The sequence below is a fragment of the Haloarcula pellucida genome (assembly GCF_014647235.1).
Taxonomy (GTDB): domain Archaea; phylum Halobacteriota; class Halobacteria; order Halobacteriales; family Haloarculaceae; genus Haloarcula; species Haloarcula pellucida.
On sequence record NZ_BMOU01000002.1, the window covers coordinates 103,987 to 128,231 of the forward strand.

General features: G+C 65.8%; 24 protein-coding genes. 20 read left to right on the plus strand and 4 right to left on the minus strand.

What is annotated here, in order from left to right; all coding sequences use genetic code 11:
- The first annotated feature begins 54 nt into the window (after window positions 1-54).
- From IEY28_RS07155 to IEY28_RS07175, 5 genes are read left to right on the plus strand one after another with little or no spacing between them, the layout of a single operon-like run.
- Window positions 55-1,392 (plus strand): ABC transporter substrate-binding protein, encoded by a 1,338-nt coding sequence (locus IEY28_RS07155; protein WP_188996872.1) that lies wholly within the window; start codon window positions 55-57, stop codon window positions 1,390-1,392.
- 52 nt (window positions 1,393-1,444) lie between these two features.
- Window positions 1,445-2,401, plus strand: a complete 957-nt coding sequence (locus IEY28_RS07160; RefSeq protein ID WP_188995868.1) for a carbohydrate ABC transporter permease — start codon at window positions 1,445-1,447, stop codon at window positions 2,399-2,401.
- A gap of 1 nt (window position 2,402) precedes the next feature.
- The gene (locus IEY28_RS07165) at window positions 2,403-3,335 is read left to right on the plus strand and encodes a carbohydrate ABC transporter permease (protein WP_188995870.1); all 933 of its coding nucleotides are present in this window, start codon (window positions 2,403-2,405) and stop codon (window positions 3,333-3,335) included.
- A gap of 2 nt (window positions 3,336-3,337) precedes the next feature.
- On the plus strand, window positions 3,338-4,486 hold the full coding sequence (locus IEY28_RS07170; protein ID WP_188995872.1) for an ABC transporter ATP-binding protein: 1,149 nt from the start codon (window positions 3,338-3,340) through the stop codon (window positions 4,484-4,486).
- On the plus strand, window positions 4,486-5,637 hold the full coding sequence (locus IEY28_RS07175) for an ABC transporter ATP-binding protein (RefSeq protein ID WP_188995874.1): 1,152 nt from the start codon (window positions 4,486-4,488) through the stop codon (window positions 5,635-5,637). Before IEY28_RS07170 ends, IEY28_RS07175 begins: the two co-directional genes overlap by 1 nt.
- 40 nt (window positions 5,638-5,677) lie before the next feature.
- On the opposite strand, the gene IEY28_RS07180 is transcribed toward IEY28_RS07175, so the two are convergent.
- Complete coding sequence (locus IEY28_RS07180) at window positions 5,678-6,451, minus strand: SDR family NAD(P)-dependent oxidoreductase (RefSeq protein WP_188995876.1); 774 nt, start codon at window positions 6,449-6,451, stop codon at window positions 5,678-5,680.
- 170 nt (window positions 6,452-6,621) lie between these two features.
- Between IEY28_RS07180 and IEY28_RS07185 the strand changes: the two genes are divergently transcribed.
- The 4 genes from IEY28_RS07185 to IEY28_RS07200 all read left to right on the plus strand — a co-directional run bounded on the left by IEY28_RS07185 (window position 6,622) and on the right by IEY28_RS07200 (window position 11,004).
- Entirely contained in the window at window positions 6,622-7,665 is a 1,044-nt protein-coding gene (locus IEY28_RS07185) for a zinc-dependent alcohol dehydrogenase (RefSeq protein WP_188995878.1), read from the plus strand.
- Window positions 7,666-7,743: 78 nt separating this feature from the next.
- Complete coding sequence (gfo6, locus tag IEY28_RS07190; protein ID WP_188995880.1) at window positions 7,744-8,814, plus strand: D-xylose 1-dehydrogenase Gfo6; 1,071 nt, start codon at window positions 7,744-7,746, stop codon at window positions 8,812-8,814.
- 80 nt (window positions 8,815-8,894) lie between these two features.
- Entirely contained in the window at window positions 8,895-9,659 is a 765-nt protein-coding gene (locus IEY28_RS07195) for an IclR family transcriptional regulator (protein WP_188995882.1), read from the plus strand.
- A gap of 367 nt (window positions 9,660-10,026) precedes the next feature.
- Window positions 10,027-11,004: a Gfo/Idh/MocA family protein gene (locus tag IEY28_RS07200; RefSeq protein ID WP_188995884.1), complete on the plus strand. Its 978-nt coding sequence runs from the start codon at window positions 10,027-10,029 to the stop codon at window positions 11,002-11,004.
- Window positions 11,005-11,032: 28 nt separating this feature from the next.
- On the opposite strand, the gene IEY28_RS07205 is transcribed toward IEY28_RS07200, so the two are convergent.
- Window positions 11,033-11,773 (minus strand): SDR family oxidoreductase, encoded by a 741-nt coding sequence (locus tag IEY28_RS07205; RefSeq protein WP_188996874.1) that lies wholly within the window; start codon window positions 11,771-11,773, stop codon window positions 11,033-11,035.
- Between the two features lie 364 nt (window positions 11,774-12,137).
- On the opposite strand from IEY28_RS07205, the gene IEY28_RS07210 reads away from it, so the two are divergent.
- The 7 genes from IEY28_RS07210 to IEY28_RS07240 all read left to right on the plus strand — a co-directional run bounded on the left by IEY28_RS07210 (window position 12,138) and on the right by IEY28_RS07240 (window position 19,108).
- Complete coding sequence (locus IEY28_RS07210; RefSeq protein ID WP_188996876.1) at window positions 12,138-13,181, plus strand: zinc-binding dehydrogenase; 1,044 nt, start codon at window positions 12,138-12,140, stop codon at window positions 13,179-13,181.
- 78 nt (window positions 13,182-13,259) lie between these two features.
- Window positions 13,260-14,240, plus strand: a complete 981-nt coding sequence (gene twy1 / locus IEY28_RS07215; RefSeq protein WP_188995886.1) for a 4-demethylwyosine synthase TYW1 — start codon at window positions 13,260-13,262, stop codon at window positions 14,238-14,240.
- Between the two features lie 248 nt (window positions 14,241-14,488).
- Window positions 14,489-14,803 carry a hypothetical protein gene (locus IEY28_RS07220; RefSeq protein WP_188995887.1) on the plus strand — a complete coding sequence of 105 codons (315 nt, stop codon included), beginning with the start codon at window positions 14,489-14,491 and terminating at the stop codon, window positions 14,801-14,803.
- Window positions 14,804-15,495: 692 nt separating this feature from the next.
- Entirely contained in the window at window positions 15,496-16,194 is a 699-nt protein-coding gene (locus IEY28_RS07225; protein WP_188995889.1) for a DUF120 domain-containing protein, read from the plus strand.
- Entirely contained in the window at window positions 16,181-16,852 is a 672-nt protein-coding gene (ribB, locus tag IEY28_RS07230; RefSeq protein ID WP_188995891.1) for a 3,4-dihydroxy-2-butanone-4-phosphate synthase, read from the plus strand. The genes IEY28_RS07225 and ribB overlap by 14 nt, the downstream gene beginning before the upstream one ends.
- A 122-nt stretch (window positions 16,853-16,974) precedes the next feature.
- Window positions 16,975-17,976 (plus strand): hypothetical protein, encoded by a 1,002-nt coding sequence (locus IEY28_RS07235; protein ID WP_188995893.1) that lies wholly within the window; start codon window positions 16,975-16,977, stop codon window positions 17,974-17,976.
- Between the two features lie 187 nt (window positions 17,977-18,163).
- Window positions 18,164-19,108, plus strand: a complete 945-nt coding sequence (locus IEY28_RS07240; RefSeq protein WP_188995895.1) for a branched-chain amino acid transaminase — start codon at window positions 18,164-18,166, stop codon at window positions 19,106-19,108.
- 70 nt (window positions 19,109-19,178) lie between these two features.
- Here the strand turns inward: IEY28_RS07240 and IEY28_RS07245 are convergent, their stop codons facing one another.
- Together IEY28_RS07245 and IEY28_RS07250 are read right to left on the minus strand one after the other, a co-directional pair.
- The gene (locus tag IEY28_RS07245; RefSeq protein ID WP_188995897.1) at window positions 19,179-19,835 is read right to left on the minus strand and encodes a DUF502 domain-containing protein; all 657 of its coding nucleotides are present in this window, start codon (window positions 19,833-19,835) and stop codon (window positions 19,179-19,181) included.
- Window positions 19,836-19,895: 60 nt separating this feature from the next.
- Complete coding sequence (locus IEY28_RS07250) at window positions 19,896-20,732, minus strand: proline dehydrogenase family protein (protein WP_188995899.1); 837 nt, start codon at window positions 20,730-20,732, stop codon at window positions 19,896-19,898.
- Window positions 20,733-20,924: 192 nt separating this feature from the next.
- Between IEY28_RS07250 and IEY28_RS07255 the strand changes: the two genes are divergently transcribed.
- From IEY28_RS07255 to IEY28_RS07270, 4 genes are read left to right on the plus strand one after another with little or no spacing between them, the layout of a single operon-like run.
- A complete protein-coding gene (locus IEY28_RS07255; RefSeq protein ID WP_188995901.1) occupies window positions 20,925-21,470 on the plus strand; it encodes a CDP-2,3-bis-(O-geranylgeranyl)-sn-glycerol synthase in 546 nt (181 codons plus the stop codon).
- 53 nt (window positions 21,471-21,523) lie between these two features.
- A complete protein-coding gene (gene hemC, locus IEY28_RS07260; protein WP_188995903.1) occupies window positions 21,524-22,726 on the plus strand; it encodes a hydroxymethylbilane synthase in 1,203 nt (400 codons plus the stop codon).
- Complete coding sequence (gene cobA / locus IEY28_RS07265; protein WP_188995905.1) at window positions 22,723-23,490, plus strand: uroporphyrinogen-III C-methyltransferase; 768 nt, start codon at window positions 22,723-22,725, stop codon at window positions 23,488-23,490. The genes hemC and cobA overlap by 4 nt, the downstream gene beginning before the upstream one ends.
- Window positions 23,490-24,242 carry a uroporphyrinogen-III synthase gene (locus IEY28_RS07270; protein ID WP_188995907.1) on the plus strand — a complete coding sequence of 251 codons (753 nt, stop codon included), beginning with the start codon at window positions 23,490-23,492 and terminating at the stop codon, window positions 24,240-24,242. The genes cobA and IEY28_RS07270 overlap by 1 nt, the downstream gene beginning before the upstream one ends.
- The last annotated feature ends 3 nt before the right edge of the window (window positions 24,243-24,245 follow it).

Consider the following 24,245-nt stretch of genomic DNA (forward strand, 5'->3'; position numbering starts at 1 on the left):
TCATAGATAATCGCTCTAAACCGTATGGCTGATAATGACAAACTCGATTCGGCAATGGACAGGCGAAGATACCTCGCTGCGCTGAGTACTGGGGCCGCATTCGGTATCGCCGGGTGTTCCGGCGACGGCGGGAGCGACGGTGGCAGCGACGGGAGCGACGGTGGCGGTGACGGCGGGAGCGACGGGAGCGACGGTTCCGGGGGTGGCGGGCAGTGGGGCGAGACGCTCGAAGTCCTCCACGGTTGGGCCGGTGGTGACGGTGAAGCCGCGATTACAGCGCTCATAGAGGAGTTCGAGAGCGAATATCCCGACATGGACACGCAGTTCCAGGCCGTCGGAGCGAGCGCGAACGTCAACCTCAACGCGACGATTCTGCGCCGGATGGTCAACAACAACCCGATGAGTTCCTTCGCGAACTGGCCGGGGAACAACCTCGAACGCTACCGGGGCCACCTGATGGACCTCGAATCGTCCGTCTGGGACCCCGAAGGGTACAAAGACGTGATGCAGGACCGCGCCGTCGAACTCTGTACGTTCAACGGCAAGATGTCCTCGGTTCCCCTCGGCTCTCACCGGATGAACAACCTGTTCTACAACATCTCGGCCTTCGAGGAGGCGGGCGTAGACGCGTCGAGCCTCGACGACATCGACTCGCTGCTGAGCGCGCTCGACGCCATCAAGACGGAGACGGACGTCACGCCCATGGGACAGGCGATGGTCGCACCGTGGACCGTCCTCCAACTGTGGGCGCAGGTCCTCCAGGGTCAGGCCGGCGTCGACGCCTACATGAACTTCATCGAGGGCAACGGTGACCGGCAGGCCATCGTCGAGTCGCTGAACGTCGTCAAGGAGATTCAGCAGAACTACATCACCGACGACGCCTCGTCGGTGAGTTTCACCGACGTCGGCGGGAAGATGATCAACGGCGAAGTCGCCTGCATGCATCAGGGCAACTGGCTGGCGGGTCAGTTCCGCGTCGACGACTCGTTCAACTACAAGGAGCACTGGGACTGGATTCCGTTCCCCGGCACCGAGGGTACCTACGGCTACCACATCGACGCCATCGTCGCGCCGGCGAACAACCCGAGCGAGGACGAGACCATCGCGTGGCAGAAGTTCGTCGGGACCAAGAAAGCCCAGATCGCGTTCAACAACCTGAAAGGCTCCGTCCCGCTCCGGACCGACATCGACCCGGGCGAACTCGGCGACTTCATCGGCCTGACCTACGAGGACCTGACAAGTTCCGAGCGGTACCCGCCCACCATCGCACACGGCCTCGCCGTCCCGCCCGAGCAGATGGGTGCCTGCAAGACGGCGATGAGCGAGAACATGATGGGGCCCTACGACGTGCAGTCGGCGGCCGACGGACTGCTCGACGCCGTGTCCCAGTAACGGGATCGACGAACTACACATTTTATTATACCGGAACGAAATCACACTATCTATGGACACCCACGAAACGGCAGAGGCAACCACAACCCCGACCGAGGAGGTCGACTGGGAGACGAAGTTGCGATACTTCCTCAACAGTGACTTCGTGCGGTCCTCGCCCTTCTGGGGGATTCCGTTCCTCGTCATGGGCGTCGCCGTCTACGGCGGGATGGGGTTCAACATCGCGATATCGCTGACCGACGCGCGGGGACTGACGCCGCCGGACTACAGTCCGGGCAATCTGGACCTCGAGATGTACACGCAGGTACTCGGGAGCAACGCGTTCCTGCAGGCCACCCAGAACAACCTGGTACTCCTCGTCACGTTCACGACGATTTGCCTCGTTCTCGGCCTGTTCCTCGCGGTACTCATCGATCAGGGGATTCGGTACGACGACAAGGTACAGACCATCTACTTACTGCCGATGAGTCTCTCGTTCGTCGTTACGGCCCAGCTGTGGCTCTGGATGTTCAACAACAACAACGGCCTGCTGAACATCATCGTGACGGCCTTCGGGTTCCAACCCGTCGACTGGATAGGGAACCCGTCGATTGCGCTCGGGTCGATCATCTTCGCGCTCATCTGGCAGTTCAGCGGCTACACGATGGTCGTCTATCTGGCCGGCCTGCGGTCGCTCCCCGACGACCAGTTCGAGGCCGCCCGCGTGGACGGCGCGAGCACGGCAAAGACCTACCTGCGCATCATCATCCCGCAACTGAAGGAGTCGTCGGTCAGCGCGGCCGTCGTCCTGATGGTGTTCGCGCTGAAGGCCTTCACCTTCCTGTATGCACTGACCGGCCGCTACCGACCGCCCAACGGGACGGACATCCTGGCGACGCTGATGGTTCGGCAGGCGTTCAAGTTCGGCAAGTGGGCCTACGCGGCGACCATCGCGACGTACCTGATGGTCCTCGCGCTTGGCGTCATCGCGCCGTACCTCTACTACCAGTACAGACAGGGGAGCCTCTAAGATGTCACAGTCAACGCCCGACACCAACATCGACGTCGCATCGCTCGTCGAGGACGTAAACCTCGCCCGAATCGGACAGTACGTGCTGGTCATCCTCTTCATCGGGTTCTTCCTCGCACCCCTGGAGACCGGCATCATGACCGCGCTGAAGACCAACGAGGCCGTCGCCCGCACGATTCCACTGGCGCCACCGACCGGCGAGGGGTTCACGTGGGGCAACCTCCAGTTCGCGCTCGAACAGCTCTCGGGCGCGTTCTTCAACTCCCTGTTCATGGCGATTCCCGCCACCATCGGGAGCGTCCTGTTCGGGAGCATGGCCGCCTACGGCCTCACGATGGTTCGCTGGCGCGGCCAGATGGCGTTCCTGATACTGTTCCTCGTCGGCATCTTCCTGCCGTACCAGGCGGTGCTGGTGCCGCTCGCGCGTTTCTGGAACAACATCTTCCCGCTCGCGTCGATGCTGGCGCCGACGTTCGAGACGCTCCCGTACCTCCAGGACTACCACTCGAACCTCGTCCCGCTCATCATCACCCACATCGCGTACGGGATACCCATCTGTACGATCCTGTTTCGCTCGTACTACCAGAGCCTCCCGAGTTCGCTCGTCGAGGCCGCGAAGATAGACGGGGCGTCCGTCTCGAAGATATACCGCCGCATCGTGTTGCCGATCTCGAAGCCGATGTTCGGCGTCGTGTTCATCTATCAGTTCACCCAGATATACAACGAGTTCCTCTTTGCGTTCACGCTGATCACTGGCTCTGACACGCCGGAGGCCGTCGTGACGCTCATCCTGCCGGCCGTCGGCGCCTCGACGTCCGGTATCGACTTCGGAATCCGCATGTCCGCGGCGTTCCTCGCGGCGATTCCGACCCTCATCATCTACGTCGCCTTCGCGGAGCAATTTGCGAAGGGCCTGCGGACCGGAGGTGGATAACGATGGGCGCAATCAACATCGAGAACCTGACGAAACGGTTCGGAGAGACGACGGCAGTCGACGACCTCTCGCTCGACATCGCCGACAGCGAGTTCCTCGTGCTGGTCGGCCCCTCGGGCTGTGGGAAGTCGACGACCCTGCGCTGTCTCGCGGGGCTAGAGACGCCGACGGCCGGCGACATCTACATCGCCGGCGACCACATGAACTACCGCGTGCCACAGAACCGGGACATCGCGATGGTGTTTCAGGACTACGCGCTGTACCCCCACATGACCGTCCGGGCGAACATGCGCTTCGGCCTCGAAGAGGAGGAGGGGTACACGAAAGCAGAACGCGAGGCGCGCGTCGAGGAGATAGCCGAGACGCTCGGCATCAGCGAACTGCTGGACCGAAAGCCCGACGAGCTATCCGGCGGGCAACAACAGCGCGTCGCGCTGGGGCGGGCCATCGTCCGTGACCCGGAAGTGTTCCTGATGGACGAACCGCTGTCGAATCTGGACGCGAAACTGCGGGCGGAGATGCGAACCGAACTCCAGCAACTCCAGCACCGATTCGACGTGACGACGGTGTACGTCACACACAACCAGACCGAAGCGATGACCATGTCCGACCGCGTCGCCGTGATGAACGACGGCCGCCTCCAGCAGGTCGGCCCGCCGCTGGAACTGTACCACGCCCCCGAGAACCGCTTCGTCGCGGGGTTCATCGGCGAACCGATGATGAACTTCGTTGAGGGGCGAAACGAGGGCGACCGGTTCGTCGGCACGTACGTCGAGTACCCGTTCGACGCCACCATCCGGGACGCTGTCGACGGTGCCGACGACGTCGTCCTCGGGGTTCGGCCCGAAGACGTCGCCGTCGATACGGCCGACGGGGTCGACGAGTCCGACCTCGGCGACTACGAGTTCGTGATGCACGTCTCCGTCATCGAACCGCACGGCGACCAGAACGTCGTCCACCTGAATCACCCGGGAGACACCAGCGAATCGGACCTGCTGCACGCGCTGACCGGCGGCACCGACATCTTCGAGCAGGGGTCCGAAGTCGTCGTCACCATCGACCCGAGTCACGTCCACGTCTTCGATGGGGAGAGCGGTGACGCCTTGCACAACCGCCGCATCGGGCCGGAAGCGGAGGTGACGAACGTATAATGGCCCACTTAGCACTCGAACACGTCACGAAGGTGTTCGAGGACGGCGAGGACGAAATCGTCGCCGTCGACGACGTCTCGGTCGAGATTCGAGACGGCGAGTTCCTCGTACTGGTCGGCCCCTCCGGGTGTGGGAAGTCGACCACGCTGCGGATGATCGCCGGACTGGAGACCATCACCGACGGCGAGATCAGACTCGGCGAGACAGTGTTGAACGACGTGCGTACGCAGGACCGGGACATCGCGATGGTGTTTCAGTCCTACGCGCTGTACCCCCACCTCACCGCCCGGCGGAACATGTCGTTCGGGCTGGAGGAGTCGACCGACCTCGCCGACACCGACATCGACGAGCGCGTCACCGAAGTCGCGTCGATGATGGGCATCTCGGACCTGCTCGATCGCAAGCCCGGTCAGTTATCGGGCGGCCAGCAACAGCGCGTCGCACTCGGCCGTGCTATCGTGCGTGACCCGGAAGTGTTCCTGATGGACGAACCGCTGTCGAATCTGGACGCGAAACTGCGGGCGGAGATGCGGACCGAACTCCAGCAACTACAGGAGCAACTCGGCGTCACGACGGTGTACGTCACGCACGACCAGACCGAAGCGATGACGATGGCGGACCGCATCGCCGTGATGAACGACGGCCGCCTCCAGCAGGTCGGCCCGCCGCTGGAACTGTACCACGCTCCCGAGAACCTCTTCGTCGCCGAGTTCATCGGCGAACCGTCGATGAACTTCCTCTCGGGCCGACGCGAGGGGTCGTCGTTCGTCACCGACCGTATCGAGTACCCCTTCACCGAGACCATCGCCGACGCCGTCGGGGACGCCGAGGACGTCATCCTCGGGGTGCGGCCGGAGGACGTCGAGATTCTCGCGGCGGGCGACGGCAGTGACCCCGCACGCGAGTTCGAGATGACGGCCACCGTCGTCGAACCGATGGGCAACGAGAACGTCGTCCACTTAGAGTTCCCCGGCGAGACGACGGGGACGGAGGACCTCGTCGCCATCACCGAGGGGCTGCGAGAGATCGAGGAAAACGAGTCCGTCACCGTCCACCTCCCCGAGGAGACGATACACGTCTTCGATACGGCCACCGGCGAGGCGCTCCACACCCGGCAACTGGAACTCGACGCGCAGGCGCTCCGCCTGTAAGTTCGCGTCGACGCGGTTTTCCTCGTGTGCAGTCGACACCTCAGAGCGCGCTGTCGGCGAATCCGCCGTCGACGGTGAGCACTTCGCCGGTGACGTAGGAGGCGGCGTCGCTCGCCAGATAGACGGCCGCGCCGACCATCTCCTCGCGGTCGGCGACCCGACCGAGCGGCGCTCGCTCGTCGATCTTCGCCCGCTTCTCGGTCCCCTCCGCGTACGTCTCGGCGTTCTGCGGCGTGATGACGAACCCGGGCGCGATGGCGTTGACGCGAATCTCCGGCGCGAGTTCCTTCGCCGACGCGCGGGTGAACGCCTCCACGCCGCCCTTCGCCGCCGCGTAGGCCGGCAGGTCGGCCATGGCGAGTCGGGCGGCCAGCGAGGAGATGTTGACGATGGCGCCGCCGTCGTCCATCGCCGGGACCATCGCCTGTGTGACCCTGCGGACGCCGTCTAGAGCCACGTCGGTCACGAAGTCCCAGTCCTCGTCGCTGATGTCCCGGACCGTCTCGCGGGAGATAGCGCCCTGCGAGGCGACGACGACGTCGACGCCGCCCAGTTCCTCGACGGCCGTCTCTCGGACCGCTTCGAGCGTCGCCATTTCGGTGACGTCACACGTCACCCGAGCGGTGTCGACGCCGTACTCCTCGATGATGTCTGCCGTCTCCTCGACGGCGCTCTCGCGGCGACTGGTGGCGACGACGTCGGCCCCTTCCGCGGCGAACCCCTCGGCGATGGCCTGCCCGATACCGCTCGTGCCGCCGACGACGACGGCTCGCTTGTCCGCGACTGTCACTGGCGTGTGGTCGTACGAACCCATACTCGGTCTGTCTGTGCGTGCCTATTTGACGTTTGTGGAGGGTGGGTGGGTACGTGTCTGGGTGCGATAGCGTCGCGACGAATCCGAGTACGCGGCATCGCATCTGAACCACCGAACGGCGCCTCGCCGACAACCATAGAATTAATACTCTCCGTCGACTGCCGAAACGTATGCGAGGACTCGCGAAAGTCAGCCGTAGTCACGGTGCCATGGAGTTCGTCGACCGAGAGCGGCCAGAACCGGCCCCTGACGAGGCGCTCGTCGAGGTCGATTACGCCGGCCTCTGTGGGAGTGACGCCGGCATCTACGAGTTCGAGTCGGCGTTCGAGCGGATGGCCCTCCCGACGGTCATCGGCCACGAGTACTCGGGGCGCATCGTCGAAGTCGGCGAGAACGTCACGAAGTTCGCGGTCGGCGACCGCGTCGTCGAGCGGCCGATTCGGGGCTGTGGCGACTGCTACCAGTGTGAAATCGGGGAGTCGAACGTCTGCCAGAACGCGGTCATCACGGGTGTCGACCACGACGGGGCCTACGAGCAGTTCGTCGCCGTCCCGGAGGACGCGCTCCATCCGGTGCCCGACGCCGTCGACCAGCAACACGCCGCGATGGTCGAACCGACGAGTATCGCCGCCCGCGCCGTCATCGAGAACTCGCGGGTGACGGCGGGCGACCGCGTCCTCGTGGAGGGGCCGGGGCCGATCGGTCTCCTCACGGCACAGATCGCCGACGCACAGGGCGGCGAGGTACTCGTCTCCGGCGTCGGGCAGGACGCCGCGTACCGCCTCCCGCTGGCCGAGGACCTCGGCTTCGAGACTCTCAACGTCGCCGAGGACGACGTCGAGGCGCGCCGGGAGGCGATCACCGACGGCGTCGGCTACGACGTGGTGTTCGACACGACCGGCCACCCCTCTGGGCTCCCCGCCGCCGTCGACGAGGTGCGAAAGGGCGGGCAGATAGTTCTCATCGGCCAGACCGGCGAGACGACGATGCCGTACTCCCCGCTGGTGCGGTCGGAGATAGACCTCCAGTGTTCCTACGCGTCGATGTACGACGACTTCGACCGCTCGCTCAGGCTCATCGACAGCGGCGACGTGGACGCCGAGACGTTCATCGACGACCGCTTTTCGCTTCTCGACGCCGAGGAGGCCTTCGAGGCGTTCGTCGCGGGCGAGACCTGCAAGCCGGTGTTCGACGTCTCCGAACTGTACGCGTGACGGCGTCCGCACGGCGATTAGTCCGTCCGCTGATAGCTATCCGAAGATTTTACTCACAGTCGTCGGTACCAGTACGCGATGAAAGACTGGCTCGACAGCTACGACGACCGCGACTGGCAGACGACCACGGAGGGCACCGTCCGATACGCGCTTCTCGGCCTCGGCTGGTGGACCATCGACGTCGCCCTGCCCGCCATCCAGCACTCCGACCTCGGCGAGGTGACGACGTTCGTGAGCAGTTCGACCGAGAAGGCCGAGCGGTTGGCGGCCGAAAACGACGTCGACCACGGCATCAGCTACGAGGAGTTCCACGACGGCGCCGCGACCGACGCCTACGACGCCGTCTACGTCGGGACGCCCAACGCCTACCACCTCGAGTACGTCGAGAGCGCCGCCGAACACGGCAAGGCCGTCCTCTGTGAGAAGCCCATGGAGTCGACGGTCGAACGGGCCGAGCAGATGGTCGAGGCCGCCGAGAGCGCCGACGTGCCGCTGATGATCGCCTACCGGATGCAGACCGACCCCGCCGTCAGACGGGCGAAGGAGTTGGTACAGGACGGGTTCGTCGGCGACCCGGTGTCCGTCTACGGCAACAACAGCCAGCCGTTGCTGGAGATGATTCCCGACCACGACCAGTGGCGACTCGACCCGGACCGCTCGGGGTACGGCACGTCGGTGATGGACCTCGGCATCTACTCGCTGAACACGACGCGGTTCATCTTAGACTGGGACCCGGTCGCCGTCCAGTCACAGATGAGTTCCCACCACGAGGCGTTCGACGCCGTCCCCGACGAGCGGTCCGGGGCACTGCTCACGCTGGAGGGCGGCGTGAAGATGGTCACCACCGACAGTCAACGCGCCCACGAAGACACGCAACTGAAGATTACGGGCACCGAGGGCCAGATAGACCTCCGCCCGGCGTTTCACGGCGAGTGTACGATGCATCTGTCCCGCGGCGACGTGACGGCCACCGTCTCACACGAGGCGTTCGACTCCCAGCGTGAGATGCGCGAGGAGTTCGACTTCTTCGCGGACCGCGTGCTCACCGGGGAGCCGGTCGTCGCCGACGGCCGGCACGGACTGCAGGATATGCGAATCGTCCGTGCCATCCATCAGGCGGCCGAGAGTGGCGACGTCGTCGAGTTGTAACGACCGCCGGACTTATTTCCGCTCCCAGACGACTCGACAAAACGAGCAACTGTTTTGTGCGTATACTTCGTGCTACGACTATGGTGAGTACAGCCCAAAACCCGGTCAAATCAGTCGGCACGACGTTCGAAATCCTGAACGGACTGAAAGAGCTCGGGGGTGCCCGCGTGACGGAACTCGCTCGTCACCTGGACCTGCCGAAGAGTACGGTCCACAACTATCTGAGCACGCTCGAACAGGAGGAGTACATCGTCAAGGACGGCAACGAGTACCGGGTCGGACTGCGGTTTCTGGAGCTGGGCGCGTACTCGCGTCACGAGCGGAAACTGTTTCAGATAGCGAAGCCGGAGGTCGACCGCCTCGCCGACGAGACGGGCGAACTCGCGAACGTCCTCGTCGAGGAACACGGCCGTGGCTCGTACCTCTATCGGGCCTACGGCGAGCAGGCGGTCCGCGTGAAAGCACACGTCGGGACGCGCGTACCGCTTCATACGACCGCGCTGGGGAAGGCGATTCTCGCGTATCTCCCGGGGGAGCGCGTCGACGAAATCGTCGACCGACACGGACTGGCGGAGAACACCGAGCAGTCCATCAGCACCCGCGAGGAACTGGACGAGACGCTCGAAGCCGTCCGGGAGCGCGGCGTCGCGTTCGACGACGAAGAGCGTCTCAACGGTCTCCGCTGTGTCGCCGCACCGGTGCTCGACAACAGCGACGACATCATCGGCGCCATCAGCGTCGCCGGCCCGACAAACCGGTTCCGCGGCGAGCGGTTCAGGGAGGAACTCCCACAGCGAGTCCTCGAAGTCGCGAACGTCATCGAACTCAACTTCACGTATTCGTAACCGCGGCGCGTCGGTCCCGAGAGACCGAAGCGAGCGCCGAGATCGCGCCGTGGCTGTTCACTATGACCGAACGGATCGCGGTCGGGCGTTCGTGTGTCTCGTGCCGATACGAAACTTCCAATACGGACGGAATACGCCGTCTCGACGGACAAACGTCCGCCGGAGCGACGAGAACCAGTCAGTCGTCCGGGATAACAGACGTACATCGGTTAGGGGATTCGTTCACCGTAGCTGAACACTCGTCCCGGAGTGTGCGGCGGTAGACGACCGCCACGGCGACCGCGTCCCGACGGTGGTTTGCAGTTGCCGATGCCGGGTCGGTTCGACAGACCACTAGTTTTATTCTCTCGTCGCTCGCTCTTCGAGTATGCGATTTGGCATCCTCAGCACGGCCGACATCGGGACCGGTTCCGTGATTCCCGGCATCGACAAGAGCGACCACGAGGTCGGCGCTATCGCCTCGCGGGACGGCGCTCGGGCACAGACGGTCGCAGACCGGTTCGATATCCCGGCGGCCTACGAGGGATACGAGGCGTTGCTCGACGACGAGGACCTCGACGCGGTGTACGTCCCGCTGCCGAACGGCCTCCACGCCGAGTGGATTCGGCGGGCCGCCGACGCCGGCTTGCACGTCCTCTGTGAGAAACCACTCACCGCGAGCGCCGCGGAGACGGCGGCGGTGTTCGACTACTGCAAAGAGCGTGGCGTCACCCTGATGGAGGGGTTCATGTACCGCTTTCACCCGGTGACGGAGCGAGCGGTCGAGGTCGTCTCCTCGGAACTGGGCGAGGTCCGAAACGTCACGTCGACGTTCACCTTCCGGATGCCCGACGAGGCCGAGGACATCCGACTGGATCCGGCGCTGGACGGCGGGAGCATCATGGACGTCGGCTGCTACGCCGTCAGCGCCGCACGGTTGTTCCTCGGCGACCCCGACCGCGTGTACGGCGTGACCAACGACCGCCGTGACTGCGGTGTCGACACCGAGATGGCGGGCATTCTGGAGTACGCCGACGGCGCGACGGCCCGCGTCCAGTCCGGGTTCGAGACGCCGCTCACGCAGTACTACCGCGTCGAGACCACGGACGGGTGGCTCACGGCCGAACCGACCTTCGACATCAGCCCCGATACCGCCGTCGAACTGACCTACGGCGTCGACGACCGGCAGGTCACCGAACGCTTCGACCCGACGGACCACTACACGCTGGAGGTCGAGCACTTCGCCGACTGCGTCGAACGCGGCGAGACGCCGCGGGTCGACCGCACCGAGAGCGTCGCCATCATGGAAGTCATCGACGCTATCTACGAGAGCGCGAGCGAGGGCGGCCCGGTGGCGCTGGACTGACGTATCCGAGCGCCCGTCGACCACCGATTCAGAAGTGCGAGAGCTTGTCCCGTCGATACAGGTCCAGCGACGTCACCGAGTTCGGTGGCTGTTGGCGGACGGCGTAGGCGATGGCGTCGGCGACTTCGATCGGTTCGGTCACGCTCCCGGGTTCGAACGCCTCCTCGGAGGGGGTACCGCTCTCGGACCCGAACTCCGTGCGTACCTCCGTCGGATTGATACACGAGACGGCGACGCCCTCCTCGCCGATGCTGGCCTGCAGGCTGATAGCGAAGCCCTTCGTCCACCACTTCGTCGCGGCGTACACCGGATTGGCCGGTCGTGGGTGGTTCCCGGACATGCTCCCGAGGAAGACGAGGTGGCCCTCCGAGTCGACGAGGTGCGGAATCGACTCGCGGGCGGTGTAGAACATCCCGTCGACGTTGACGCCGGTCATCGTCCGGTACTCCTCGTCGGTGAGTTCGCTGACGGGTTCGTCGATGGCGAGGCCGGCGTTACACACCGCGATGTCGAGACCGCCAAAGCGGTCGACGGTGGCTTCCACGAGCGCCGAGACGGCCGCTGCGTCGGTGACGTCCGTCGGGACGACGGCGACGTCTGCGTCCGTCGCCTCGCGTATCTCCTCGGCCAGCGACGCCAGTCGCTCCTCGCGCCGCGCGGCGATAGTCAGGTCCGCGCCGTCCTCGGCGAGGACGCGTGCCGTCGCGGCCCCGATACCCGAACTCGCACCGGTGATTACGGCTGTCTGGCCCGCCAGTGGCTCCTCCATACGGGTGGCTCGTTCCGCCATGCTCCCGACGAGGATGCCGTCCGACAAATGTGTTTCCCCGGCCGCGGCATTGCTCGTCGATACCCCGACGCTGTCCAGAGGGGAAGAATATGCGAGATAGCCTGGGCAATCTCGGACTAAAAGCGCCAACACGATAGTAGATATCGAAATACGCGTCCATATATCTGCATCTATGCTATCTGGGCCGAAATATGGCGACAGATACGCGGTGGATGGGACGACACGCCCGAGATCAGGATTCACATACCGCCATCTGTGATCGAATTCCCAATCTGTGCCGCGGCTGTGACAGACCGAACTGGAGACGGGTGAATTAAGTAGTGTGGTAGACATTAACAGACGCATGAACGCCATCTTCTACGAGGAGACCGGCTCGACCGACGTCTTGCAGTACGGCGAACAGCCGGCCCCGGAGATCGGGAGCGACGAGGTGCTCGTCGAGGTGAAGGCCGCCGGCCTGAATCACCTCGACGTCTGGACTCGCCGGGGTTTGCCGACGCCGCCGTCGTTCCCACACATCCCCGGGAGCGACGCCGCGGGCGTCGTTCGTGAGGTCGGCGACCGAGTCACGCGGTTCGAGGCGGGCGACCGCGTCGCGGTGTACCCCTCGGTGTATTGTGGCGAGTGCGAGTTCTGTCGACGAGGCGACGAGACCCGCTGTGACGAGTTCAAGATAATCGGCGAGCACACGCGCGGGGTCCACTCCGAACTGACCGCCGTCGCCGAGGCGAACCTCGTGTCCCTCCCGGAGGGCGTCGACTGGGAGACGGCCGCCGCGACACCGCTCGTCTTCCAGACGGCGTGGCGGATGCTCGAAACCCGCGCGGCGGTGTCCCAGAGCGACCACGTCCTCGTGCACGGGGCCTCCGGCGGCGTCGGCCACGCCGCGGTCCAGATAGCCGCCCACGCCGGTGCGACGGTGTACGCGACGGCCTCCAGCGAGGAGAAACTGGCGTACGCCCGCGACATCGGCGCCGACTACGCCATCAACTACGAGGCGGCGGACTTCGTCGACGCCGTCCACGACCGGACCGACGGCCGGGGCGTGGACGTGATAATCGACCACGTCGGCGGCGACAACTGGACGGACAACATGGACGCGGCGGTCAAAGGCGGGCGCATCGTCACCTGTGGGGCGACCGCCGGCCCGACGCCGGAGACGAACATCTCTCGCATCTTCTGGAAGCAACTGGACGTCATGGGGTCGACGATGGGGAACCCGGGCGAGATAGACGAGGTACTCCCCCTCGTGTGGGACGGGACCTTCGAACCCCGAATCCGCGAGGTGCTCCCGATGAGCGAGATAGCCCGCGGCCACGAACTGCTGGAGGAACGCGAAGGGTTCGGGAAAGTCGTCGTCGTCCCCGACGCCGAGTACGACGGCTGAGCGACCGCTCGCGTTCGAGGGCCGTCGCGTCCGGAGTGACCACACGGCTTTTGCGTGTCCGCGATAGCCTAGCGGGCAATGAGCGAGTCCGACGACGGGCCGAAACAGGTCTCCGACCCGGCCTACCACAGTGAGAATCACACGGCCGCCCAAACCTGCGGGTGGACGAAGAACGCCATTCAGGGCGACGGGAAGTGCTATAAGTACATCTTCTACGGTATCGAGTCCCACCGCTGTATCCAGATGACGCCCGTGGTCAAGTGCAACGAGCGCTGTGTCTTCTGCTGGCGAGACCACGCCGGCCACGCCTACGAACTGGGCGACGTCGAATGGGACGACCCGGCGGCCGTCGCCGACGCCTCCGTCGAACTCCAGAAACGGCTCCTCTCCGGCTTCGGCGGCAACGAGAACGTCCCACGAGACGTCTTCGAACAGGCGATGGAACCGCGCCACGTCGCCATCTCGCTCGACGGCGAACCGACGCTGTACCCCTACCTGCCCGAACTCATCGAGGAGTTTCACGACCGCGACATCACGACGTTCCTCGTCTCGAACGGCACCAACCCGGAGATGCTCGCCGAGTGTGACCCGACCCAACTGTACGTCTCCGTCGACGCCGCGGACCGGCAGACGTTCGACGCGACGGTGAAGGCCGTCGAGGACGACGCGTGGGACTCGCTCGTCGACACGCTGGACGTCCTCGCCGGGAAGGACGACACCCGGACGGTCGTCAGGACGACGCTCGTAAAGGGTCACAACATGCACCACCCCGAGTGGTACGCGGCGATGTGCGACCGGGCGGACGTCGACTTCGTGGAGATGAAGGCGTACATGCACGTCGGTCACTCCCGGGGGCGACTCGACCGCGACTCGATGCCCAGCCACGAAGACGTCCGCGCGTTCACCGAGGAGATGCAAGCGTTCCTCCCCGACCACGACGTGCTGAAGGAAGTCGAGGAGTCCCGCGTGGCGATGCTCGCCGAGGACGAACAGACGTGGGTACCGAAACTGGAGAAGTCGAGCGAGTTCTGGGAGCGAGACTCGCACGTCGAGTACTAGATGCGAGTGACCGAACCCGAACTGCCTACGTCTACCGACCGATTCCGCGAATCTCTGCGTGCGTTCTCCATATACTGATCCATACCCAGATATCGAACCGCAACCTCCCCCGAACTATGGGACGACGCTGGGATTCGGACCGGATATCGCGCTCGGTCTCTGGGAAGACTGTTCGGGTGATGCGGCGCGTCGGCCCGCCCACGCTCGCCGCCGAAACAACGATGTGACAGGCCGGCGAACGAACGGGCATGGCCGACGCAGAACTGGCGGAACTCGGCGACAAGCAGGTGCGCTACCTCGATCACACGTGGACGCTCACCGGCGGCGCCGACGTCCGGAACGACGGGGAACTGCTCGCAGTCGAGGCAGAACAGGCCGACGACGTGCGACATCAGCGGGCGATCCTCTTCTTCGGCCTCGAAGGGTCGTCGGCGTCGCTGAACCCGGGGAACCTCGGTCACCACTTCGACAGGCTCGAACGAACGGCCGAGGGGTACCGACTCGTCGTCAAGACGGACCGACGGACCTACCGGTACGTCCTCGAACGACTGGAGTACGAGTGAGGCGTCGCCTGCCCCGCCCGTCCGAGCGGCCCGAGTAGCGTCCGCTTATCCGGTGCTAACGAACGTACGTATGTTACCGTAGGTCGCGCGTATCGGTGCGGTAGCCGGTGCTGTCGCGGTGGCTTCCAGTCGCTGTCCTCTCCCACCCGGCGACCCGGCGTCCTCGGGACGGCGCCGGTTCCGCTCTACGTCTGGGCGCTGTTTGCAGCCCTCGCGCCCGTGCTGGCGGACGCGATGGAGCAGACACAAAGAAAAGTAGCGATGCTGTCGGCGATAGTGCCGAGACTGCTGCCGGATTGGCGCGAGTCAACGAACTAGATGGGACAATCTCGACATATGTGGATAGGAGATATATTGTTGTTGGTGAATGGGGAGAATCAGTAGCTATAACTGCGAAATATGGATGTATATGCCGGGAGTGGGGTCTTAGAAACCCGATATTTCGGGACGTATGGGGTTATTATCGCAAATCTCGGCCACTGGCGCTACACGATGGCACTGGGCGCGCCTCGACGGTGCGAGTCGGGCCTGAAAAAGGGGCGAAGATATGCGGCGGAAGGTTGACACCCCCGAACCACGAATCACACGCTGTCGGCCCACGCGACAACCGTTCACTCGTTCCTTCGCGTTCCAATATTGGAATGCATTCCACCTTCGGTATGCTTATCCGGGACGGCTCCGTAATCCGGTGTATGGCTGAATCATCGGGACGGGCCGTCGGGCGGGACGAGCTCGCGACCCTCAAACTGCTCGCGCTCGACGGCGCCCTCGACGAGCGGACGAAAGTCTCCTGTGCGGACCTCGCGGGGCGACTCGACGCGTCCAACCAGACGGCGTCGCGACGCCTCCAACGCCTCGACGACGCCGGCCTGCTCGACCGGGACATCGTCAGCGACGGACAGGAGGTCCAGATTACCGCCGACGGCGAACATCGACTCCAGTCCGAGTACGCCGACTACCGGCGCATCTTCGAGGCGGACGCCAGCGTCGACCTGAACGGCATCGTCACCTCGGGGATGGGCGAGGGGCGACACTACATCACCCTGCCGGGGTACATGGAGCAGTTCATCGAGCGACTCGACTACGAACCGTTCGCGGGGACGCTGAACCTCGAACTCACCGAGGAGAGCGTCCGCAAGCGGGCCCGACTCGGCGCGCTCGAACCCGTCACCATCGAGGGCTGGGAGGACGACGAGCGCACCTACGGTCCGGCGTACTGTTATCCGGCCTCCGTCGTCAGCGGCGACGGCGAGTACGCCCCCGCTCACATCATCGCCCCCGAACGGACCCACCACGGCGAGGAGCAACTGGAGGTAATCGCCCCCGAGAAGCTCCGTGACGTGCTGGAACTGGCCGACGGCGACGAGGTGACTGTCCATGTCACGGAGTGAGAGCGCCGTGGACGCCGACAGCGCCGCCGACGCCGTCGCGGCCTTCGCCCGCGGCGACCCGGTCCTCGTCCACGACGCCGCCGACCGGGAAGGCGAGACGGACATCGTCTACCCAGCCGGCGTTGTCGACCCGGCGGCCGTCGCACGCCTGCGGAACGACGCCGGCGGTCTCGTCTGCGTGGCGCTCTCGGACACCGTGGCCGACGCCCTTGGACTGCCGTTCATGCAGGAGGTACTCGACCATCCGACCGCCGCCGACCACGAACTCGGCTACGACGAGCGCTCGTCGTTCTCCATCACGGTGAACCACCGCGACACGTTCACCGGCATCACCGACGAGGACCGCTCGCTGACCATCCGCGAACTGGCCGACGCGGCGGCGGCCCCCGACGCCGACGGGTTCGCCGACGAGTTCCGGTCGCCGGGCCACGTCCACCTGCTCCGGGCCGCCCCGAACCTGCTTTCCGACCGCGAGGGACATACGGAACTGGGTATCGCGCTGGCCGACGCCGCCGACCAGCCACCGGCCGTGGTCGTCTGTGAGATGCTCGACGACGAGACGGGGGCGGCGCTCCCACCGACGGCCGCCCGCGCCTACGCCGACCGCGAGGGACTCGTGTACGTCGAGGGCGCGAGCTTACTCGCAGACCTGACCTGAGTACGCCGGCTTTTCGCCGGTTCCGATAAGCCCGGCTTTCACCGTGGCCGCGCTCTCTGAGCCGACCTTACGGGTTGCTACGACCGCTATAACAAATGCCGTCTGTCGTGGGGTTGGTCGGTATGACATCGGACTCCACTCCGCACAGACAGGTCGCCACGCTGGGCGTGGTTCTCGCCGTCGTCCTGGTCCCGATATCGGGCGTCGTGGCCGCACAGACCGCGGTGAATCAGACGGACGATAACCAGACCGCGAACGCGGACTTCGTCGCCGTGCAGGGCGAGCAGTGTACGCCGATGAACGCCTTCGCCGGCAACGAGTCTGCCCGAACGTTCTACGACTACCGCATCCCGTATCCCGCCAACCCCTACATCAACACGACCGGCGACGCGTACGGGTCCGAGGGGATGGGGGCGTTCCAGCAGGCGAACACGAGCGTCGTCTTCCTCTACCGGGACACGAACGGTACTGCAGACAGGAGCGACGACACGCTGAGTCTGGTGTTCGTCCACGGCGAGGAGGGCAACGCGAACTCCACCGGCGGGTCGGCCTCGTTCGACATCACCGGCCTCCCGGAGAACGGTTCGTGGACGGTCAGAGACGACGACTACAACGCGTCTGACAACTACGACGTCTGGACCGTCCAACCGGGTGCGACCCGCGTCGACTGGACGTGGGGCGATGCGGCGACGGACGGCGGCGTCTTCAGCGGTCTGAGCGCCACCGAGACGATTACGGTGCGCCCGGCGTTCAACGAGGACGCGGCGTTGTCGGGTCAGTACTACAACGGCACCGTCACGCGCTGGGAAACCGTCTCGAACGAGACGGTCGACGGGACGAGCGTGATGAACCGAACCACGCTGAACCAGACGCAATCGCTGACGATTGCCAGCGGGGACTGCGCGTCGGTCGTCGCCGGGACGCCGACGGAGACCGAGACGGAGGACGGGCTGTTCGATACGCCGACGGAGACGCCGACGCCGACGGAGACAGTGGCGGTGCCGCCGACAGAGACGCCCGACGGGGAGGGCAAAGCGGAACCGACCGAGACGCCGGTCGGAATATTCGACGACGAGACGGAAACGCCCACGCCGGAGAACGAGTCGACGACGGAGTCCGAGTAAGGCTCCGGCATACCGGTCCCCTGCCCGACCGTCGCGGCCGCTTTCGCGGTCTTGGGGGCCCGGATGTGAACCGGCGACACAGACCGTCAACACTCTTAACCGAGGACTTCAATGGGGTAGATATGACACACGACGAGGCACCTGCCGGTACAGAGGCGAGTCATCGCGGGACCCGGGGGGCGATCGCATGAGCGACCGTCCCGAGATGTTCGAGGCCGTCGACGAGGTGTGGATGGACGGCGAGTTCGTCGACTTCGAGGACGCGAACGTCCACCTGCTCACCCACGCCCTCCACTACGGCACGGGCGTCTTCGAGGGCGTCCGGTGCTACGAGACCGAGGAAGGCCCGGCCATCTTCCGCTGGGAGGAACACTTAGACCGCTTCTACAACTCTGCTGAGGTCTACGACATCGAGATTCCCTTCGAGAAGCAGGAACTCACCGAGGCGACTGAGGAACTCATCCGACGCGAGGGGTTCGAGTCCTGTTACATCCGCCCCATCGCCTTCTACGGCTACGGACCGCTCGGCCTGAACCCCGGCAAGTCGCCGGTGCAGGTCGGACTGGCCGTCTGGCCGTGGGGCGCGTATCTGGGCGAGGAAGCGCTGGAAGACGGCGTCGACGTCGCCGTCTCCTCGTGGCGCAAGTACGCGTCCAGCCAGATTCCCACCAACGCGAAGACCACCGGCACCTACGTCAACAGCGTCCTCGCCTCCCTAGAGGCGAAAGAGAACGGCTACACCGAGGCCATCGTCCTCAACAAGGAGGGCAACGTCGCCGAGGGGCCGGGCGAGAACATCTTCCTCGTCCGCGACGGCGAGATATACACGACCGGGCTGGCCGAGTCCATCCTCGACGGTATCACCCGCCGGACCGCCATCGAACTCGCCGAGGAGCGCGGCTACACCGTCCACGACGACGCCACCATCTCGCGGGGCGAACTGTACACCGCCGACGAACTGTTCTTTACCGGCACCGCCGCCGAGGTGACGCCCATCCGGAGCGTCGACGACAACGAAATCGGCACGGGCACCAAGGGCCCGGTCACCGACGAGCTTCAGACCGCGTTCTTCGACCTCGTCGAGTCGGGCGAGCGAGAGGAGTGGTTCCGCTACGTCTATAGTAACGATTGAAACGATTCACACACCGACCGCACCGCTGTCGTGCGGTCGGGTGTGCATCGATTTTCAATGGCTACTATACTCAGTCGTCTTCGCCGGCCATCGGAATCGGACTCTCGCCTTCGTGGGTGTCGCCAAACCCCGCACTCAGGATCCGCGTGAGCGCTTCCTCGACGCGTTCGTCGGTCTCCTCGTAGTCCTCGGGGTCGACTTCGACGACGTAGCCGCTGGTGATGTTCGGCGCCGTCGGCAAGAAGAGGACGTCCCGGCCGTCGTCGGTCGTCTGGCCGGTCTTGAACGCCGTCATCCGCATCCCGTCCCAGGCCTCGATTTTCACCGGGGTCTGGAGTTCTTCGGTGCCGGACACCGCCGTCTCGACGGCCATCTTCGAGGCGTTGTACACCACCCGGAGCCCCGGCACCTGATTCATGGCGTCGTCGAGGGCCCCCTCGACGAAGTCGCCGAAGGCCGTCCGCATCAGGTAGCCGACCGAGAAGACGAGGAGGACGAACAGCACGAGGGCGACGAACACCCGGGCGAACTCGACGGCCCGAACCGTGGCCATCTCCGCCGGGAGGCCGAAATCCTGCAGGAGTTGCGAGTCGATGGCGGGGATGAAGAACGCGGCCGAGGCGAGGATGCCATAGAGGTAGACGATGACGTAGAGCGTGACGATGAACGGCAACAGGATGATGAGGCCACTCGCGAAATCCCGCTTCCACGACGAGGAGGAGGCCATATCTGTTCCAGACGGCGACGGATTATCAGCCCTTCCCTTTCTGGTGCTGCTCCCTCGAAACTATCCGCTCGCGATGGCCCGAAGCGCGAACAGGGCGTTCTCCTTCCGTTCGCGGACGCGGCGCCAGAAGTAGGCGGGCCACTTCTCGCCGTAGGGCGCGTACTGCCAGACGTCGCAGGCGCCGGCGAGTTCCCGCTGGGCGTCCTCGCGGACGCCCATCAGCATCTGCACCTCGTAGGGCGTGCCGTGCTTGCTGTGGAGGTCGGCCGCCAGCGTCAGCATCGCCGGGTCGTGGCTCCCGATGGCGATGCCGTCGTCGAACTCCCGAAACATGAACTCTACGTCGGTCCGGTAGGCCTCGTTCACCCGAGACTTCTCCCTGAACGCGACGTCTTTCGGCGGGTCGTAGGCGCCCTTGACCAACCGCACCTTCCCGGGACAGTCGGCCAATCGTTCGAGGTCCTCGGCCGTCCGGCGGAGGTTCGCCTGCAGACAGACGCCGACGCCGCCGCCCCGCTCTCTGGCGTGGTGTTCGAAGGCGTCCAGCGTGGCGTCCGTCGTCGTGTGATCCTCCATGTCTATCCAGACGAATACGCTGTGGTCGGCCGCCGCGGCGACGACGCGCGCGAGGTTCTCCCGGAACACGTCTTCGCCGACGAACAGCCCCAGTTGTGAGGGTTTCACCGAGATACACGCTCGGAGGTCCGAGCCACCGATGTCGGCGACGAGTCGCTCGTAGGCCGCGGCGTCGGCGTCGGCGGGCGCTCGCTCGTGGTAGTGTTCGCCCAGTCGGTTGCAGATGACGCCGATGTCGGACTCGTTCATCTTGCGAGCGTGTTCGAGGACCGTGGCGGCCGACTCCCCGGCGACGAATCGACTCGCGACTGGCGGCAACATAGGTAATATTTGCCGCCCCGGTGGCAAGAAGGTTGTCGTCGGTACCTGCGCGGTGTTCAGCAGTCGGGGTTTCTGGCTGTTCGAGAGTTTGTCGACACCACACACTTCCCGACCAAACACGACCAGTACCCCCTACAGGACGCGTTCGCGCCGAGCCACACCGATTAAGACACCGGGCCGATAGGCCAGCATATGGACATACTCGGGGTCGTCGCGACGGCGCTGTGGGCGATGTTGCCCGCCTACGTGCCCAACAACGCGGCGGTACTGGCCGGTGGCGGCCGACCGATAGACGGCGGTCGGACGATGGGTGGGCGTCGAGTGCTCGGCGACGGGAAGACGTGGCGCGGGACGCTGGCAGGGACGCTCGCCGGGACGGCGCTGGCACTCGCGCTCTCGGCCGTGACGCCGACCGTGAGCGACGTCGTCGGCCACGAACTCCCGCGATTCCCCCTTCTGGCCGGCCTCGGATTGGCCTTCGGGGCGATGCTCGGCGACATCGGCGCGTCGTTCGTCAAACGGCGGAGCGGTCGCGAGCGCGGGGCGGCGTTCCCCGGCCTCGACCAACTGGACTTCGTCGTCGGTGCCCTCCTCTGCGCGTTCGTCCTCGCGCCGTCGTGGTTCGCCCAGACGTTCACGCTTCCGGTGGTCGTGGCCATCCTCCTCGTCACGCCGCTGTTGCACGTCGTGACCAACGGCATCGCGTACCTGCTCGGCCTGAAGAACGAGCCGTGGTAGGCCGGCGAGCGGATGTGATGTGCTTTTCACACCGGCCCATCGAAGTGTAGCACATGACTACGCGCGCGGACACACTGCAGCTGGCGACGCGGGGATCGGACCTCGCGCTGCGACAGGCGGCGACGGTCCGGGACCTCCTCTCGGGACGGCGGCTCTCCGTCGAACTCACCGAAGTCGAGACCACGGGCGACCAGATACGCGACGAACTCATCCACCGACTGGGGAAGACGGGGGCGTTCGTCCGGAGCCTCGACGAGAAGGTCATCGCGGGGGAACTGGACGCGGCGGTCCACTCGATGAAGGACATGCCGACGGAGCGACCCGACGATCTCGTGGTCGCCGCCGTCCCCGAACGGGCCGCACCGGGCGACGTCCTCGTGACTCCCGACGGGAGTGACCTCGCCGACCTGCCCGAGGGCGCGACCGTCGGCACGTCGAGTCTCCGCCGGCGCGCCCAGTTGCTCGCCGAGCGCCCGGACCTCACCGTCGAACCGCTCCGGGGTAACGTCGACACCCGCGTCGAGAAACTGCTGGCGCCGTCGCTTCAGCGCGAACACCAGGAGCGCCACGAGGCCGAACAGGAACGCAAGGAGCACGCGGGTGGCGAGGCCCAACGGGCCTCGGAAAAATCGGACGGGGAGGGAAGCGACCCGTCCGACGAGGACGACGACTACGAGTTCCCCTACGACGAGGACGTGGAGGCGTGGTTCGACGGGCTCGCCGAACTCGAACGCCGCGCCATGGAGCGGGATCCCGACACCGAGTACGACGCCATCGTCCTCGCGAAGGCCGGCCTCGACCGCGCCGGACTGACGCACCACGTCGGGACGAGCGACCTCCCGCTCGATACGTTCGTTCCGGCGCCCGGACAGGGTGCGCTCGCGGTGACGGCCGTCGACGGCGACCTCGCCGAGGACATCAGCGACCGCATCGACGACCCGCAGACCCGTGTCGAGACGACCGTCGAGCGGACCATCCTCGCGGAACTCGGCGGTGGTTGTGTCGCCCCTATCGGCGTGTACGCGACGCTGGAGGGCGGGGTCGTCCACACGAACGTCCGCGTCCTCTCCCGGGACGGCGACGAGGAAGTCCGGGTCGGCCGTGACCTCCCTGTCGAACGCCATATCGACGCCGCCGTCGATCTCGCCGCGGAACTGGCCGACCGGGGCGCCGCAGACCTCATCGCCGAGGCCAAACGGGACGCCGGCGCGGCCGACGACGACGCCGCAACCGCTCGTGAGGAGGACGAGGCATGACCGATGCCGACGGGTCGGTCGGCAAAGTCTACCTCGTCGGGTCGGGTCCCGGCGACCCGGACCTCCTGACGGTGAAAGCAAAGCGCCTCCTCGAAACGGCCGACGTCGTCCTCCACGACAAACTCCCCGGCCCCGAGATTCTCGGCCAGATTCCCGAGGAGAAACGAGAGGACGTCGGCAAGCGGGCCGGCGGCGAGTGGACGCCACAGGAGTACACGAACGCCCGAATGGTCGAACTCGCTCGGGAGGGCAAGACCGTCGTCCGCCTGAAGGGCGGCGACCCGACGGTGTTCGGCCGCGGCGGCGAGGAGATGGTCCACCTCGCACAGAACGAGATTCCGTTCGAAGTCGTCCCGGGCATCACCAGCGCCATCGCCGGGCCGGAGGCGGCCGGTATTCCCGTTACGCACCGCGATTACGTCTCCTCGGTCTCCTTCGTCACGGGCCACGAGGACCCGACGAAAGAGGAGTCGGCCGTCGACTGGGCGGCGCTCGCCGACACCGGCGGCACCATCGTCGTCCTGATGGGCGTCGGGAAACTGCCGGGCTACACCGCCGAACTCCGGAAGGCGGGGATGGACCCCGAAACCCCGGTGGCGCTCATCGAGCGAGCGACGTGGCCCGACCAGCGCGTCGCAACCGGCACCCTCGACACCATCGTCGACGTGCGCGACAGCGAGGGTATCGAACCGCCGGCCATCACCGTCATCGGCGACGTCGCGGGCGAGCGTGACCGCGTCCTCGAATTCCTGGAGGGGGCCTGATGCGCGAGGAACCACGCCTCCGGGTCGCGGCGTTCCGCCCCGACGACGAGCGACTGGCGGCGGCCGTCGAACTGCTGGAGTCGCTGGGGGCCGACCCCGTCGCCGACCCGATGCTCGCCGTCGAACCCACCGACAGGGTGCCACGCGGGGACGCCGACTACGTGGTGCTGACGAGCAAGACCGGCGTCGAACTCGCCGCTGGCGGAGACTGGGACCCCGGCACGGCGACGGTGTGTGCCATCGGCGAGGCCACCGCGGCGGCGCTCCGCGAGGCCGGCTACACGGTCGCCGTCGTCCCCGAGGAGTACTCCTCGACGGGGCTGGTCGAGGCGCTGGAAGCCGAGGTGGCCGGGTCGCGCGTCGAGGTGGCCCGCTCGGACCACGGCTCACCGGTCCTGACCGACGGCCTCGAAGCGGCCGGCGCGTACGTCCACGAGACGGTGCTGTACCGCCTCGTCCGGCCGCCGGAGTCCGGCGAGTCCGCCGAACTCGCCGCCGACGGCGAACTGGACGCCGCGCTCTTTACGTCCTCGCTCACCGTCCGGCACTTCCTCGCGGCGGCCGCCGACCGCGGGGTCCGCGACGAGGCTATCGAGGGCCTGCGCGAGGCGACGGTCGGTGCCATCGGAAATCCTACGAAGGAAACGGCGGAGAACGCCGGCATCTCCGTCGACGTCGTGCCCGAACGGGCCGACTTCGAGACGCTGGCCTGCGACGTGGTAGAGACGGCGGCCCCGACCTACCACGACTGACGC

Coding starts and splice junctions, on each gene's coding strand:
- IEY28_RS07155 (WP_188996872.1), top strand. CDS start 55: ATGGACAGGCGAAGATACCTCGCTGCGCTGAGTACTGGGGCCGCATTC.
- IEY28_RS07160 (WP_188995868.1), top strand. CDS start 1,445: ATGGACACCCACGAAACGGCAGAGGCAACCACAACCCCGACCGAGGAG.
- IEY28_RS07165 (WP_188995870.1), top strand. CDS start 2,403: ATGTCACAGTCAACGCCCGACACCAACATCGACGTCGCATCGCTCGTC.
- IEY28_RS07170 (WP_188995872.1), top strand. CDS start 3,338: ATGGGCGCAATCAACATCGAGAACCTGACGAAACGGTTCGGAGAGACG.
- IEY28_RS07175 (WP_188995874.1), top strand. CDS start 4,486: ATGGCCCACTTAGCACTCGAACACGTCACGAAGGTGTTCGAGGACGGC.
- IEY28_RS07180 (WP_188995876.1), bottom strand. CDS start 6,451: ATGGGTTCGTACGACCACACGCCAGTGACAGTCGCGGACAAGCGAGCC.
- IEY28_RS07185 (WP_188995878.1), top strand. CDS start 6,622: ATGCGAGGACTCGCGAAAGTCAGCCGTAGTCACGGTGCCATGGAGTTC.
- gfo6 (WP_188995880.1), top strand. CDS start 7,744: ATGAAAGACTGGCTCGACAGCTACGACGACCGCGACTGGCAGACGACC.
- IEY28_RS07195 (WP_188995882.1), top strand. CDS start 8,895: ATGGTGAGTACAGCCCAAAACCCGGTCAAATCAGTCGGCACGACGTTC.
- IEY28_RS07200 (WP_188995884.1), top strand. CDS start 10,027: ATGCGATTTGGCATCCTCAGCACGGCCGACATCGGGACCGGTTCCGTG.
- IEY28_RS07205 (WP_188996874.1), bottom strand. CDS start 11,773: ATGGAGGAGCCACTGGCGGGCCAGACAGCCGTAATCACCGGTGCGAGT.
- IEY28_RS07210 (WP_188996876.1), top strand. CDS start 12,138: ATGAACGCCATCTTCTACGAGGAGACCGGCTCGACCGACGTCTTGCAG.
- twy1 (WP_188995886.1), top strand. CDS start 13,260: ATGAGCGAGTCCGACGACGGGCCGAAACAGGTCTCCGACCCGGCCTAC.
- IEY28_RS07220 (WP_188995887.1), top strand. CDS start 14,489: ATGGCCGACGCAGAACTGGCGGAACTCGGCGACAAGCAGGTGCGCTAC.
- IEY28_RS07225 (WP_188995889.1), top strand. CDS start 15,496: ATGGCTGAATCATCGGGACGGGCCGTCGGGCGGGACGAGCTCGCGACC.
- ribB (WP_188995891.1), top strand. CDS start 16,181: ATGTCACGGAGTGAGAGCGCCGTGGACGCCGACAGCGCCGCCGACGCC.
- IEY28_RS07235 (WP_188995893.1), top strand. CDS start 16,975: ATGACATCGGACTCCACTCCGCACAGACAGGTCGCCACGCTGGGCGTG.
- IEY28_RS07240 (WP_188995895.1), top strand. CDS start 18,164: ATGAGCGACCGTCCCGAGATGTTCGAGGCCGTCGACGAGGTGTGGATG.
- IEY28_RS07245 (WP_188995897.1), bottom strand. CDS start 19,835: ATGGCCTCCTCCTCGTCGTGGAAGCGGGATTTCGCGAGTGGCCTCATC.
- IEY28_RS07250 (WP_188995899.1), bottom strand. CDS start 20,732: ATGTTGCCGCCAGTCGCGAGTCGATTCGTCGCCGGGGAGTCGGCCGCC.
- IEY28_RS07255 (WP_188995901.1), top strand. CDS start 20,925: ATGGACATACTCGGGGTCGTCGCGACGGCGCTGTGGGCGATGTTGCCC.
- hemC (WP_188995903.1), top strand. CDS start 21,524: ATGACTACGCGCGCGGACACACTGCAGCTGGCGACGCGGGGATCGGAC.
- cobA (WP_188995905.1), top strand. CDS start 22,723: ATGACCGATGCCGACGGGTCGGTCGGCAAAGTCTACCTCGTCGGGTCG.
- IEY28_RS07270 (WP_188995907.1), top strand. CDS start 23,490: ATGCGCGAGGAACCACGCCTCCGGGTCGCGGCGTTCCGCCCCGACGAC.